Source organism: Larkinella fluvii, assembly GCF_051857545.1.
Classification (GTDB): Bacteria; Bacteroidota; Bacteroidia; order Cytophagales; family Spirosomataceae; genus Larkinella.
The window spans coordinates 1-12,753 of sequence record NZ_JBPZHB010000010.1; the positions used below are offsets into that span (position 1 = coordinate 1).

13 protein-coding genes are annotated in these 12,753 nt (G+C 52.9%); 8 read left to right on the plus strand and 5 right to left on the minus strand.

Going from position 1 to position 12,753, the window contains the following annotated elements; genetic code table 11:
* Window positions 1-240 precede the first annotated feature (240 nt).
* From ACS5NO_RS25385 to ACS5NO_RS25405, 5 genes are all read left to right on the plus strand, one after another.
* Window positions 241-1,866, plus strand: coding sequence for a sensor histidine kinase (locus ACS5NO_RS25385; protein ID WP_439417725.1), 1,626 nt, complete (start codon window positions 241-243; stop codon window positions 1,864-1,866).
* Window positions 1,857-2,615: a LytR/AlgR family response regulator transcription factor gene (locus tag ACS5NO_RS25390; RefSeq protein WP_439417726.1), complete on the plus strand. Its 759-nt coding sequence runs from the start codon at window positions 1,857-1,859 to the stop codon at window positions 2,613-2,615. Before ACS5NO_RS25385 ends, ACS5NO_RS25390 begins: the two co-directional genes overlap by 10 nt.
* 363 nt (window positions 2,616-2,978) lie before the next feature.
* The gene (locus tag ACS5NO_RS25395; protein WP_439417727.1) at window positions 2,979-4,490 is read left to right on the plus strand and encodes a LamG-like jellyroll fold domain-containing protein; all 1,512 of its coding nucleotides are present in this window, start codon (window positions 2,979-2,981) and stop codon (window positions 4,488-4,490) included.
* Window positions 4,487-5,245, plus strand: coding sequence for a hypothetical protein (locus ACS5NO_RS25400; protein WP_439417728.1), 759 nt, complete (start codon window positions 4,487-4,489; stop codon window positions 5,243-5,245). The genes ACS5NO_RS25395 and ACS5NO_RS25400 overlap by 4 nt, the downstream gene beginning before the upstream one ends.
* Before the next feature lie 10 nt (window positions 5,246-5,255).
* Complete coding sequence (locus tag ACS5NO_RS25405) at window positions 5,256-6,374, plus strand: caspase family protein (protein ID WP_439417729.1); 1,119 nt, start codon at window positions 5,256-5,258, stop codon at window positions 6,372-6,374.
* Between the two features lie 136 nt (window positions 6,375-6,510).
* Here ACS5NO_RS25405 and ACS5NO_RS25410 read toward each other — a convergent pair whose 3' ends face one another.
* The 5 genes from ACS5NO_RS25410 to ACS5NO_RS25430 are packed head-to-tail and all read right to left on the minus strand — an operon-like array spanning window position 6,511 to window position 10,016.
* Window positions 6,511-6,711 carry a hypothetical protein gene (locus ACS5NO_RS25410; protein ID WP_439417730.1) on the minus strand — a complete coding sequence of 67 codons (201 nt, stop codon included), beginning with the start codon at window positions 6,709-6,711 and terminating at the stop codon, window positions 6,511-6,513.
* Window positions 6,712-6,729: 18 nt separating this feature from the next.
* Window positions 6,730-6,981 (minus strand): hypothetical protein, encoded by a 252-nt coding sequence (locus ACS5NO_RS25415; RefSeq protein WP_114408925.1) that lies wholly within the window; start codon window positions 6,979-6,981, stop codon window positions 6,730-6,732.
* 17 nt (window positions 6,982-6,998) lie between these two features.
* Window positions 6,999-7,253 carry a hypothetical protein gene (locus tag ACS5NO_RS25420; RefSeq protein WP_138991655.1) on the minus strand — a complete coding sequence of 85 codons (255 nt, stop codon included), beginning with the start codon at window positions 7,251-7,253 and terminating at the stop codon, window positions 6,999-7,001.
* A gap of 23 nt (window positions 7,254-7,276) precedes the next feature.
* On the minus strand, window positions 7,277-9,862 hold the full coding sequence (locus ACS5NO_RS25425) for a WD40/YVTN/BNR-like repeat-containing protein (RefSeq protein WP_439417731.1): 2,586 nt from the start codon (window positions 9,860-9,862) through the stop codon (window positions 7,277-7,279).
* Complete coding sequence (locus tag ACS5NO_RS25430; protein WP_439417732.1) at window positions 9,843-10,016, minus strand: hypothetical protein; 174 nt, start codon at window positions 10,014-10,016, stop codon at window positions 9,843-9,845. The genes ACS5NO_RS25425 and ACS5NO_RS25430 overlap by 20 nt, the downstream gene beginning before the upstream one ends.
* Window positions 10,017-10,435: 419 nt before the next feature.
* Between ACS5NO_RS25430 and ACS5NO_RS25435 the strand changes: the two genes are divergently transcribed.
* From ACS5NO_RS25435 to ACS5NO_RS25445, 3 genes are all read left to right on the plus strand, one after another.
* Window positions 10,436-11,230: an NIPSNAP family protein gene (locus ACS5NO_RS25435; RefSeq protein WP_439417733.1), complete on the plus strand. Its 795-nt coding sequence runs from the start codon at window positions 10,436-10,438 to the stop codon at window positions 11,228-11,230.
* Between the two features lie 335 nt (window positions 11,231-11,565).
* Window positions 11,566-11,997, plus strand: a complete 432-nt coding sequence (locus ACS5NO_RS25440) for a YopX family protein (RefSeq protein WP_439417734.1) — start codon at window positions 11,566-11,568, stop codon at window positions 11,995-11,997.
* Window positions 11,998-12,196: 199 nt separating this feature from the next.
* Window positions 12,197-12,583, plus strand: a complete 387-nt coding sequence (locus tag ACS5NO_RS25445; RefSeq protein ID WP_439417735.1) for a hypothetical protein — start codon at window positions 12,197-12,199, stop codon at window positions 12,581-12,583.
* Window positions 12,584-12,753 lie beyond the last annotated feature (170 nt).

Consider the following 12,753-nt stretch of genomic DNA (forward strand, 5'->3'; position numbering starts at 1 on the left):
AATGCCAAAATCAAAGCGTTCCGGGCCCAGTTCAGAGGGGTAAGAAATGTGGAATTTTTCCTTTACAGACTAACTCAGTTATATGCTTAAACCAAGATGATCCACAACTTTTGGTATTGATCCAAAAGTCGCAGAGTCGCCTGATCGCTGGTTCGAATTCACACCAAGACTGACCGAATTCACATTGCCCAACACGATGGTTAAAAAAGATCCTTTTTTTGAAGTCTCAAATTCGACAACATGAAAAAGACCATCTTCGCCATCATCGCCGGGAGCCTGACCCTGACTTCAGTCCAGGCGCAAATCAACTGGGGCGACTACTCCCAAAGCTTTCCAAGTGAGGTCGGAAAAAATCCCGCAGCGGTGGGGCTCATTCTGGCCATCCGAAAAGAAAACAACGCATTTTGGGAAATCCGGGACAAGAGCCGTCATGTATTTACGTTGGAGAAAGACCCGGTTTTTCTACGGGAACGGCCCCGCGGTTTTGTGGCCCGCACCACGTTCGATACGGCGCGGGCGCAGTTCTTTCTGCACGGCGTGGGGCCGCAAATGGCCCGGCAATACCAGTTTCGGGTGCTGGAATATCCGGGTAACCGGGTGCTGGTTCCCTGGCAGGGCATCGACCGGTTTACCGATTCAACCGTGATCCACGATTCGGGGATGCCGGCGATGGCTTACCTGGGCGGTTACAGAACCCGGCTGGGGAAGATGCTGATCGTGGATGTCAGAAACACCGAACAGAACCAGATTGTGACGACTTCGCTGGTGGCCTGGGAGTCGGTCAAGCCGGTGATTGCCAGTGTGTATACGTCCGAAACCATCGATGAATTTTTTCAGCAACTGCAATCGCCCTGGCTGCCCGACCGGCAATCCACCGGCAGTTTTTCCCCGGTTTTTACGGTGCCATCCACGAACGAAAACCTGATTTTTGCGCTCGAAAAGGGTCAGTTCAGTAAAAATCAGATTCAGTACGAATTGATCCGAAACGGCAGCGTTTACACCCCCTGGCGAGACAATGCGTACAACAACAGTTTTGTCTGGCTCAAGGAACATCCGCCCGGAGCGTACACGATCCGGATTCGGTATTCGGCTCAGCCGCAGCATGTTGCGGAATACCGCTTTGCCATCGAACCGGCCTGGTATCAAACAAACCGGTTTCGGTTGGTAGCGGGCCTGTTTGTGGCGGTCTTTCTGGGCGCGGGTTCGTTCCTGCTGTTGTTCATCCGGCAAAGGCGGAAAACCCGGCAGGAACAGGCGGGCAAAACCCGCTTGCAGCTCGAATTGAAGGCGATTCACGCCCAGCTCAATCCGCATTTTGTCTTCAACGCCCTCAGCTCGATTCAGGGCCTCATCAACAAAGAGGACATTGAAGGGGCCAACCGGTACCTGTCCGATTTTGCCCGGCTGCTGCGGGAGTTGCTCCATCATGCTCACAAAGACGAACTTTCCCTACACGAAGAAATCCAGATGCTGGACACCTATTTGAAGCTGGAGCAACTCCGGTTTGGGTTTCAGTATTCCATCCGCGCCGATGCTGCGATCAATGTGTTTGAAACGGCTATCCCGGTAATGCTTCTCCAATCTTTGGTCGAAAATGCAGTCAAACACGGTGTCGCTTCCCGACAGGCAAAGGGGATTATTACTGTGGGTTTCAACCGGTCGGCCCAGGCCATGATTGTAACCATTTCCGATAATGGCAGCGGTTTTACGGAAGATAAAGCCGGTAACGGGCTGGGATTGAGCCTTACCCGCGACCGAATTGAGCGCTTGAACAAACTCCATTCCGACTGGCAAATTACCATATCCATTCAAAAAGCCACCCCATCGGGAACGCAGATAACCCTTACCTTTGGGTCATGGTTTTGATGAAAGCACTGCTGATCGACGACGAGCAACCGAATCTGGAGAACCTACAGGCCCTGCTGGCCGCGTATTGCCCGCAGGTGGAAGTCTGTGGCACGGCCCTGAACGCGGAAACGGCTACCAACCGGCTGCACGTTCTCCAACCCGATCTGGTGTTTCTGGACATCCAGATGCCCCAACAAAACGGATTCGACTGGTTACGCAGCCTGTCTGCCTACGACTTTGCGGTGATTTTCGTCACGGCCTATGATCAATTTGCCATCCAGGCCCTGCGGTTTGCCGCGGTGGATTACCTGTTGAAGCCGATTGCGATTGACGAATTACAGTCGGCTGTGGAAAGAGCCCGCCAACAGCGGCAGTTGAAAGAACAGAACCAACTCCTGCAAAACCTGATGCACTTCCTGAAAGCCGGTCAGCCGCCCGAAGAGCCGCGAATTGCGCTGGCGACGGCCAAGGAGACGCGGTTTGTAAAAATCAGTGAAATTATCCGCTGCGAATCGTCCAACAATTATACGACGTTTTACCTGCTCGATGGGGAAGCCCTGCTGGTGTGTAAACCCATTTTCGGGTACGATGATTTGTTGAAGAACTACGGTTTTGTGCGCTGCCATCAATCGCATCTGGTGAATAAACAGTTTATCAAGAGTTGGAAAAAAGAGTTCGGCGACTTCCTGGTATTGACCAATGGTTCCGAAGTTCCCATTTCGAGGGCTAAAAAAGAAGACCTGAAAAAAGCACTGCGTTTGTCATAAAACCGGGCGTACGCCGTGTCGAATGACAGGGAATCGGGTTGTTTAAAACAATATTCCAGGTCTTTACCACCCTTGTTATTAAATCAAAAACTGGCGTACTTATCCGTTAAAAATAAATACGGAAAATATTCCCCAACTGCATTAAAGTTGTCGTAATTTTATACGCTATAAATACTTATAAAAAAAAGTATTGCGGAGTATATAAGGATTTTTTCTTAATTCTTTGGTATGAATTTACGACTACCGGCGTATTTTACTTTAGTCTGTTTTTTTCTCTTCGGATGTGAAGGATGGGATTTTGAGCGGAAATCATTTCAATCCTGCGCTAAGCCTTCGGCCCGGATTTCTTTTACGGCTGAAAAATTGAGGGTAACTTATAAACTCGTCGATATTCAGGGCGATTTTACCACGGTTTCCTGGAATTTCGGTGCCGGTAATCCCATCACTTCATCCGAACGGGAACAGACCTTTACCTACTCGGGTGCAGGTACTTATACCGTCAATGCCGAGCTTAAAAATCCCTGCGGAGATACGTACGACGCAACCCTGACCGCCCAAATAACCAATGCTTCTTTAGCTTCCGTCACGACACTCGATCCTTCGGGCGTTTCCAGTAATTCGGCGATAATGGGCGTAAAAGTAAATGATGCCGGAAACGCTACCATTTCGCAATACGGCGTGTGTTATTCGAATGTAGTGGGTGTTCCGGATATTAATAATTCCACCGTCCTTTCCTCAAAAACGGGCCTGGTAATTGGTAATAATCAGACTTTTCAGGCCTCTCAATTGCTGCCCAATACCCTCTATTATGTACAGGCTTTCGCAACGAATGAAGCCGGTACTTCCTATGGCGTCGTCAAGACGTTTTTAACCACGTCCCAGCCGGTCGTCAACACCTTGGCAGCCACGGCCATAACGGGTACGAGTGCTGTCCTGTCCCTGTCGCTGACCAACCCGGGAACGCCCGTTTTAACACGCTACGGGGTGTATGTGTCTTCTACCTCCACGGACCCGGGCAAAACGGGTAGTTATCAGACATTCAATACGGATACGCAGGGGATTGTGCCTTCATTACCCGGAAATAAGGCTGATTTTGCCGTTTCCGGTCTTCAGGCCAATACGTTATACTATTACCGGGCGTTTGCCATCAACGCGGCCGGCACGGTATACGGAGCGGTTTTAACGTTCAATACCCTGGCATCATCGATTACGAGCGGACTGGTTGCGCATTATCCGTTGAATGGAAATGCAAACGATTTCGCAGGCACGAATCACGGGAAACTGGTGAACCAACCACCCTCGACTACGGATCGGAAAGAGGTACCCAACAGTGCGGTTTTTCTGGATGGTGACAATGACTTTGTTGAGATTCCGGATCACCCCGTCCTGCGGTTTACGAACGCCATGACGGTCAGCTTCTGGGTAAAACCAACGGGAACGGTCAGTCAGCCAATGCAGTTGCTGGTAAAGTCGCGTTATACGGGTGGAGATGAGCAATATGGCATCAGCATTCGTCCCCTGGCGGGCAATTCAAGCAACCATGTTCTGAACGTCGATGTCAAACAAAACAGCAATTGTGTTTCGGGAGCCGGGTGGGAAAATGCGAGTTATACCGTCGCCCAATGGCTCAATAACTGGCACCATGTCGTGGGTGTTTATGAAGGTCGTTCATTGAAATTATACCTTGACGGAAAATTGGTAGCCAGTCGGGAAAATCTGCCGATTTCGAACATCGATAATTGCCCGGGTGGTGATGTTCGGCTTGGTTTACTGAGCCAGGCTTTTCCGAATAAATTTCAGGGGAGTGTGGATGAATTGCGATTTTATAACCGGGCTTTAACCCTTGTTGACGTTCAATCTCTATTTGCTTTATGAAAAAGATTCTTTATGAAAAGATATTCTGCGCCCTGGTCGTTTTGTGCGTTTTCTTTCTGACTCCCGCCATGAGTCAGTCGACCCGTCAAGTTACGGTCACCAACGTTAAAATCGAACAGCAGGAAACCAGGATAAAGATAACGTATGATGTAGAAAATCTGGTAAAAAGTGATTCGGTTTATATTCAGGCGGTTAATCAAAATAACCGGGTTTTAATCGCCCGGTCGGTGACCGGAGCGGTTGGCAAAGGCGTTGGTTCCGGCAAGGGAAAAGTGGTTTACTGGGATATTCAGGCGGATGGTTTGTTGGCGGAAGATGAAGTCCAGGTGGTCGTCAATGTCAAGCTAGCACCACCAGATTTGGGGGGCGGCCCCGCCAATGCCCTGCTCTCGATTCTGGTTCCGGGGCTCGGCAATGTGCTGGTTCAACCGAACAAAAAAATTGGATTCCGTCCGTTGATCACGGTTGCCTACGGGGGCTTGCTCGTGTATGGGCTCATGCAGCGAAGCAAGGCGATGGACCAGTATGCCATTTATGAGTCCCAACCGTATGAAAACCAGGCGGAACCGTATTTTACGAAAGCCAACCAGTTGCGCCATCAATACCTGATTGCGACCCGTGCCGCAGCCCTTATTCTGGTTTCGGATGTCATCTACAGCGCCATCAAGGGAAGTCGTAATCGCAGGAAATTCAATCAGCTTACCCTGGGCTTTCAGGGCAATACACCCCTTATTGGCATTCGTAGGACTATTTAACCACACCTTTATGAAAAAAATACTACTTCTTCTGGGCGGCTTAACCGTCCATTTCCTGGCCGGAGCCCAGTCGCCCACGGTGATTTCCGCAAAAAGCCAACCCTTGAAACTGAAGGGAGAAGCGCCCCGAAATCTGCCGCCGGTGATTACCTGGCAATCGCCGGGCGTCGATTACCAGCAGGTGAAGCAGCCCGCTTTCACGGTCTCGGCCTGTGTGCAGTCGTTTGAAGCGTTGAAGGAGCATCAGGTGCTCGTAAACGGGAAAGCGTTTGGTAAGCAACGGGGCATGAAACGGCTGGTTTGCGGTGAACAGGTTTCTCAGGAAGTGTTGCTGCAGGCGGGTGACAATGTCCTCCAAATTACGGCTACCAACTCGGTCGGAACCACCACATCCACGGTGCGGCACGTTGTTTACGAAGCTAAAAAAGATACGGTGATCGGACAGAAGCGGGTGGCGTTGATCGTTGCCAATTCCGATTATGAAAAACACCCGCTCAAAAATCCCGTCAACGACGGTCGCAGCGTGAGGGAGCAGTTTGAAAAGCTGGGATTTACGGTGACCCTCGTGGAAAACCTGAAACTGCGGGAAACCGATCAGGCGCTCGAAAAATTTTATTCGGAATTAGACAGCAACAATGTGGGCTTATTCTACTACGCGGGACATGGCATTATGGCGGATAACCAGAACTTTATTCAACCCACCGACGCCGATCCATCGACGGAGGTGGATGCCCGGTACGTTTGCTACTCGCTGGAACGCGTGGTGGCCCGAATGAAAACCGCCAATCCGAACGGTTCCAACCTGGTTTTTTGGGATGCCTGTCGCAACAATCCCTATCGTTCCTGGACACGGGGTACCGGACAACCGGTTTATACCACCATCAATCCGCCGGTCGGAACCTTGATCGTGTATGCCACAGAACCGGGAAAAACCGCCAGCGATGGCAACGAGAAGAACGGTCTGTTTACCAGCGAACTGGTGAAAAGTATTGAAGAACCGAACCTCGATATTTTTGAACTGATCGACCGGATCGATCAGGGTCTTGAAAAACGGGGTTTCCGGCAACCGCCCTACATTGAAGGGCGACTACGGGGCAAACTCATCCTGAACCCCGTTATCAAACCGTGAACCGGTTTAGAATTATCAAGGGAATGCTAAATGAAAAATGATGAATGCTGAATGTAAAAGTGCTGACTTAGACGCTACTTTTACATTCAGCATTCATCATTTTTCATTTAGTATTCTTTCCCATTGGGCGAAAAAACTACTTCTTAGCCCGAAACAGCTTGCGCCCGAACTGGATTAAACCGTCGGTGATGAACCACGTCAGTAAAAACGCGAGGCATTCGAGCACAAAACTGTGGAATTTGTAAAATACCTCAGCCGTTAGCATCGACACCACCAAAGCCGGGAGTTGTTCGGTCGCGATTCTGAACCACGGCAACGAACGGATCAATGTGTACATGGGTTTGTGGTCAGTGGATTAGGATGGGACATCAGTTGTGAAGGAGGGCGCGCCCCCCGCCGAGGTCATATCAGCCGCCGGTTGGGCCGAATCTTTCGTTGGCGGGACTGGTGCTGGCGACTCTTCCATTCCAACCCCGGTGTCGGGGGCGGCACCCGCGTCGGTAGCCGACGAACGGGATGCATTGACCTCTACTTGTTGAACTTCCACCTCGGGCGTTACGCTCACATTGGGCAGGTCTTTGGTATCGATTTCGATCGTAATTCGCATGGGAATAGGCGGTTAATTTAGTTCAAAACAGCGTAGCGACCCTCAAAGGTGACGGGCGTGTTGGTCAGGTTTTTCACCGTAATCCAGTAGGTGCAGTGCGTCGCATTGGCCCGCTCCACGAAAATGTCCCAGTCGATCTGGGGTGCCCCCGAACGGGGCGAGGTGGGCATCATATACCAGGTGACATGCCAGCCAACCGGCCAGCTATGCGTAAACCAGCGGTGGGTCTGATTGGGGGCCAGTGTGCCGGTAAATTGTGTTCCTGTTCGCATCGGTATGAATAATAAAGGGTTGATTAGTAGAAACTTAATATGGCATACCGGCCTTCAAAACTGACGGGAGAACCGGTGTGGTTGGTAACGCTGATCCAGTAGGTGACAAATTCGGCGGAGGCCCGTTCCACCTGCACTTTCCAGCTCACCTGCGGGGCGCCGGGCAGGGGCGAGGTGGGCATAATGGTCCAGATGATGTGCCAGGTCGCCGGCCAGCTATGCGTAAACCAGCGGTGGGTCTGGTTCGGGGCCAGACTGCCGTTCCATTGCACCCCGCAAATGGGGGCCGCCAGCCAGCCATCGACCGGAATTTCCCAAACGCCCCGGTTGCGCATCCCCACCCGCAACACGCGGGCGTGTGGATGATAGAGCAGATCGACCGCCAGCGCATTCGGCAGGCCATTGGCAAAGGCGCTCCAGGAGGCCCCGGCATTCAGGGATTGGTAGACGCCCACGTCGGCCGCAACCCACACCCGGTTGGCATTGCCGGGATCCACTTCTACCGCCGTGATGGGCAGATTGGGTAAACCCGCTGTGCAGTTGACCCAGGTGCTGCCGCCGTTGTCGGACCGAAACACCCGGTCGCCACTCAGCGAGGTGGACGTTGCCCAGATGCGGTTCAGATTAGTCGGATTGACGTGTAAATCACTGACATAAGCACTGGCGCGGGGCGTCGCCAGAGCCGTCGCCGACGACCAGGCCATGCCGGACCAACTGATGCGGTAAACCTGTCCCGTTGTCGTTCCGACAAAAACCGTGTCGGCATTGGGAATGTACATCGCCGATGCTACCTGACCCGCGGGCAGGGCCACTTCGGTCCAGTTGGTCCCCCGGTTTCGGGAAATGTACACACTCTGACCCGCCTGGGCCACCGTGTCGTTGGTAGCTTCCATCGGCGGATAAAACAGGGCATTGTAGCCATCGGGAACGTTAGGGCCGATCCAGCCAAACGATCCGAAATTCCCCCGGGTGGTGGAGCGCTCCATGCCCATGCTGTAGTAGGAATGAAACACCACATTCGGGTCGGTGCGGTGTACCCCGCAGTCGCCCCCGTCGCCGTCGGCAATGTGATCCCAGGCCGGATTGCCCGTGTAGCGGATGCTGCCGTTGTCCTGCGTTCCGGCTATCAGCCAGCGGGACGACCCGTAATCCTGGGCCATGTATTCGATTTCCGTAATGCCTAAACCGTTGTTGAGCGACGTCCAGCTTGTGCCCCGGTTGGGCGACACAAACAAACCGCCGTCGTTCCCCACATAAACGATGTTGGCATTGGTGGGATCAAATGTGATGGCGTGCTGGTCGGGGTGGATGTCGTCACCGGTTTTGTTCGAAATCGTCACCCAGGTCCAGGTGCTCCCCGAAAGGTTCCCGCGATAGGCTTCAATGGCCCCCAGGTAAATCTCTGCATCTGTATCGGGAGCTACGGCCAGAAACCAGTCATACCACGCCTGCCCGGTCGACAGTCCCGCCGGTCCCCCGGTAATGCGCGACCAGGTTCCGGTACTGGCCCTTCGGTAGAGGTACATCGTAGCCCCGGCTGCACCAAAGGCATAGGCAACGGCCGGATTCGTGCGGGAAATGGACACCGCCAGCCGGTCATAGGCCGCCGGGCCACCCGGTAAGGCAACAGCCGTCCAGGTCTGACCGCCGTTTGTGGAGCGGAAGAGCCCACTCTGACAACCTGCCAGCACCTCCGCCGTGGCACCGCCGGAAGGATGGGCCGCCAGGTCCCAGCAGCGTCCCGACCGGCGCAGGGTCCAGGCCGTTCCGCCGTCGGTGGATTCATAAATGCCGTGGGTGGTGGCGGCCAGCAAATGGTTGCCGTTGGCGGGATCGACCAGCAAATCATAAAAACCCTGCCCCACGAAAGGCGCCGTTGCGTGCATCGTCCAGGTGCTGCCACCGTTGGTCGAGCGCAGCAAACCGGCACCCAGCCAGGCGTAAAAATTTCCTTCGCCCGTGCCGCAGTAGACCGTGGCCGGAGCCGAAGGATTGAAGGCCAGTGCGCCAACCGTCAGCGTAGCGGCATAATCCGTGCGCGGACTCCAGGAAGTTCCCCGGTTGAAGCTTTCCCAAATGCCTCCGCTTGCTGCGCCACACAAAATATGATTGGCATTGGAGGGGTCGACGGCCACTGCCGAAATTCGGCCCGAAACGACCACCCGGCTCTCCCCGTAAGTCTGCCCGTTGGACATCATCGTGGGACCCAAAAACCGCCATTGAGGACCGAAACCGGTAGGTGGTGAGAGCGACGGGCCGGAAAGGGTCGTGATGGCAGCCGTCGGTTCTGACTCATCGTTGTCGGTTTCCGCCGGTTCGATAACAGCGGGTTGCAGCGCCAGGGCGGCATCGACCAGCGCCTGGGCATAGCTCGAAACCACTTCCGGGGGGCCTTCGACCGAGAGGGCTGCGGTGGCCGAACGGCGACGGTTTGCCTTCGGTTTCTCGTCGGCCACCGCTTCCGTGATTGGCAGACCGCGCTCTTCCGAAAAGTACAGCAATCGTTGCAGCACTTTACTGGTGGGTGGCTTGGGAAGCGTGGCCCGTCCCCGAACCGCCGAAGCGGCCTGGTCGGAATGGTTCAAGAGGTTATCCTTCGGTCCCTTCATCTGACTGAGTCGTTTTGGTTGGTTTTTTCGGTTTCTTCTCGGGGGATTCAGTTTCTTCTTCCGGGAAATTTTCCGGAATACCACGGGCTTCTCTAAACTGTTTTAGACGTTCGGCTGCTTTGTTGTCCGGTTCGTCAGGTCGTCGTTTGGTCATAGCATAACAGATTTGTGGATAGAGGATAGTCGTCAGAAAAACAGGTAGAATACAAAGGAAATCACCCGGGTGGCCACCTGATGTGAGTGGACCAAGCAGATCGACGGTTGTAGATGGGTACGGTTGAGGAGAGCCTGCGTGTAACGCATTAACCGACAACAAGGTAGTCGTAATTATCAAAAAGGGCCGCTAAGTTTTGAGGGAGCGGTTAAAAGAATGTATAAGGATCGGTGGAAAAAATAGCAGTATTTGTTGCCCGGCCGGAAGCGGGCACCCGGCCTGTACTTTCTGACGGCCGAAACAAACCCGAAGAAGCGGGTGGGGGCCGGTGAAAAAAGAAGCGGATGAGGTAGAATAGACGGCGACCGTGCTTTCCGTAACAGTAAAACCGTGCGTAAGTCCGCGTATTAAAAACCGCTATGAAAAGACGTAATTTTGTTAAAACATCTCTTGTTACCACCTCCGCCGTCAGTTTCCTGAATCCGTTGAGTGAAGTGGTAACGCCCCATCAAAACGCCGGTTCTGAATTTTATGAGCTGCGGATTTATACCCTAAAAAACGGCAAACAGCAGAAAATGGTGGAAAGCTATTTTCAGAATGCTGCCATCCCGGCCCTCAATCGGTTAGGGAGCAAAAACATTGGCGTTTTTACGGAATACCTCCCGCAGGGATTTACGAAACTGGTGACAGTGATCCCGTTTAATTCTCTGGATGAGTATTTCAAGTTGCCCGAAAAGCTGGCCGGCGATGCGGCTTACCAACAGGCGGGTGCCGATTATCTGACGGCCCAGGCTACCGACCCGGCTTATGAACGCATTGAAAGCTCGTTGCTGAAATCGTTTGCTTACATGCCCAAACTGGAAGCTCCGGAGAAAAAAACGCGGATTTTTGAGCTGCGTCGCTACGAAAGCCACAACGAAACCGCCGGAAAGAAGAAAATCGAGATGTTCAATGAAGGCGGTGAAATTGCCATTTTCAAGCGCGTCGGACTCACCCCGGTTTTCTTTGGCGAAACGCTGATTGGCCCCATGCGCCCGAATTTGACGTACCTGCTGACGTTCGACAACATGGAAGAACACGACCAGAACTGGAAGAAGTTCGGCAGCGATCCGGAATGGAAAAAAATCAGCGCCATGCCCGAATATGCCAACGCCCGAATCGTTTCGAACATCACCCGAACCTTCCTGATCCCGACCGCTTTTTCTCAGATTTAAAAACCGACCAGGCCAGCGAAAGGCCTAATTAAATGGACATTGCCGAAGGTACAGCCTTTCTTGCTCGCAGAGGTTGTGCCTTCGGCAATTTTCTTCCCGACCGTCGCGGTTGTCAGTAACCCGTCGATAAAATTGTATCCAGCCAAGTCAGGATAAGCTTTTTTAGTTATAGTATAGTTTTGTTGGGTTCTACGGATGCTTATGGCGAAAAATGGTTGTGCCGTTTACTAAATGTATGCGAAATGATATAAATAAGTAACTTTTGACTTCGAAATGTCGCTTTTATGGCATATATTTGTTAGTCATTATCGTATAACTAAAATATAGAAAGGACGATGCAACCAATCCAATCCCGCATTTGGGACGGCCAGAAAATGCTCTACCTGGCCGGGCTGCCCATGACCCCGGAGCCTTATTTATCCATCTGGCTACAGGAAGCCATTGCCCTGGTGAGCCAGGTGTCGGTGGTTGACGAATTGCCGCAGCCCACCAGCTTTTCCTGGCGGCTGATGCGCACCATTGGTCAGTCGGATCGGCAGGGTATTTTGCTATATGAAAGCGATCTGGTGGAGTGGGACGGGCGGATTTTCGAGATTGGCTGGTCGAATCATCGTTGCGGCTACGCGCTGTTTCAGCCCCTGGGAACGGGCGAGTTTCCGGCGTTTTCACTCAGCGCCCTGCACGCCCGCCAGTTGCGGGTGCTGGGAAACCGCTACGAACATCCGCAATTGCTGGAACAACGGTTTTTGTCGCAGGCAGCCGCCTGATCTGAATCTTCCTCATATCCACACTGTTTATTTCCCGAAAGCCACGCCCGTCCAACCGGCGCGGCTTTTTTTATGGAAACTGGTGAAAAACGTCCTGGAACGCAGGCTGGTATTAGATTACTTCCAAATTGAGGCAAAGGATTCATTCAGGGAAACTTTCGCCCGGCAGGTTTGTTTCCCGGTTAGGATCCGTTAAATCATGAAACCTTTTGTCGCCCTGTTGTTAGCGTGCTGGATGTTGGGCGGGAGTTTGCTCCCCGGCTTCAGCATCGACCAGACCGCCCACTGGGGCGATCTGGTGCAACATTTCCAGCAACACCGGGCCACGGACGCCCGGCTGGGTTTCATCGACTTCATCAAAATGCATTACGGGGCCGATTCGGAACACCAGAAACACCCCAACCACAGTCACCAGAATTTACCTTCGGTCGGTCATTCCGCACCGGTTTTTACCCCCAACACTGTCTGGCTGTCGGCACCCGCGTTCTGTCAGGTGCTGGTTGTTTCCAAAGCCGATTTCTTTCGCAAGGCCGATTTGTATTCTTTTCTCGCGGTTTTTGCACTCATCAATCCCCCCCGACGCTAGTTTCCAGCCGCCCCTGGCCGACGTGTGTCCACCTGAAACGGGGCCTGTTTTTTCTGCCGCGTATGCTGTCGTTCTACCCGCATAACGGGTGATGAATGGTTGCGGATCGTTTTCTACTTTTCCGTAATCCGGCCGTTTTCTCTTCCTGATTTTTCAGTCAATCCCTTCTT

Excerpts from the sequence above, each read along its gene's own strand:
- ACS5NO_RS25385 (WP_439417725.1), top strand. The coding sequence starts at position 241 with ATGAAAAAGACCATCTTCGCCATCATCGCCGGGAGCCTGACCCTGACT.
- ACS5NO_RS25390 (WP_439417726.1), top strand. The coding sequence starts at position 1,857 with ATGGTTTTGATGAAAGCACTGCTGATCGACGACGAGCAACCGAATCTG.
- ACS5NO_RS25400 (WP_439417728.1), top strand. The coding sequence starts at position 4,487 with ATGAAAAAGATTCTTTATGAAAAGATATTCTGCGCCCTGGTCGTTTTG.
- ACS5NO_RS25405 (WP_439417729.1), top strand. The coding sequence starts at position 5,256 with ATGAAAAAAATACTACTTCTTCTGGGCGGCTTAACCGTCCATTTCCTG.
- ACS5NO_RS25410 (WP_439417730.1), bottom strand. The coding sequence starts at position 6,711 with ATGTACACATTGATCCGTTCGTTGCCGTGGTTCAGAATCGCGACCGAA.
- ACS5NO_RS25415 (WP_114408925.1), bottom strand. The coding sequence starts at position 6,981 with ATGCGAATTACGATCGAAATCGATACCAAAGACCTGCCCAATGTGAGC.
- ACS5NO_RS25420 (WP_138991655.1), bottom strand. The coding sequence starts at position 7,253 with ATGCGAACAGGAACACAATTTACCGGCACACTGGCCCCCAATCAGACC.
- ACS5NO_RS25425 (WP_439417731.1), bottom strand. The coding sequence starts at position 9,862 with ATGAAGGGACCGAAGGATAACCTCTTGAACCATTCCGACCAGGCCGCT.
- ACS5NO_RS25430 (WP_439417732.1), bottom strand. The coding sequence starts at position 10,016 with ATGACCAAACGACGACCTGACGAACCGGACAACAAAGCAGCCGAACGT.
- ACS5NO_RS25435 (WP_439417733.1), top strand. The coding sequence starts at position 10,436 with ATGAAAAGACGTAATTTTGTTAAAACATCTCTTGTTACCACCTCCGCC.
- ACS5NO_RS25440 (WP_439417734.1), top strand. The coding sequence starts at position 11,566 with ATGCAACCAATCCAATCCCGCATTTGGGACGGCCAGAAAATGCTCTAC.
- ACS5NO_RS25445 (WP_439417735.1), top strand. The coding sequence starts at position 12,197 with ATGAAACCTTTTGTCGCCCTGTTGTTAGCGTGCTGGATGTTGGGCGGG.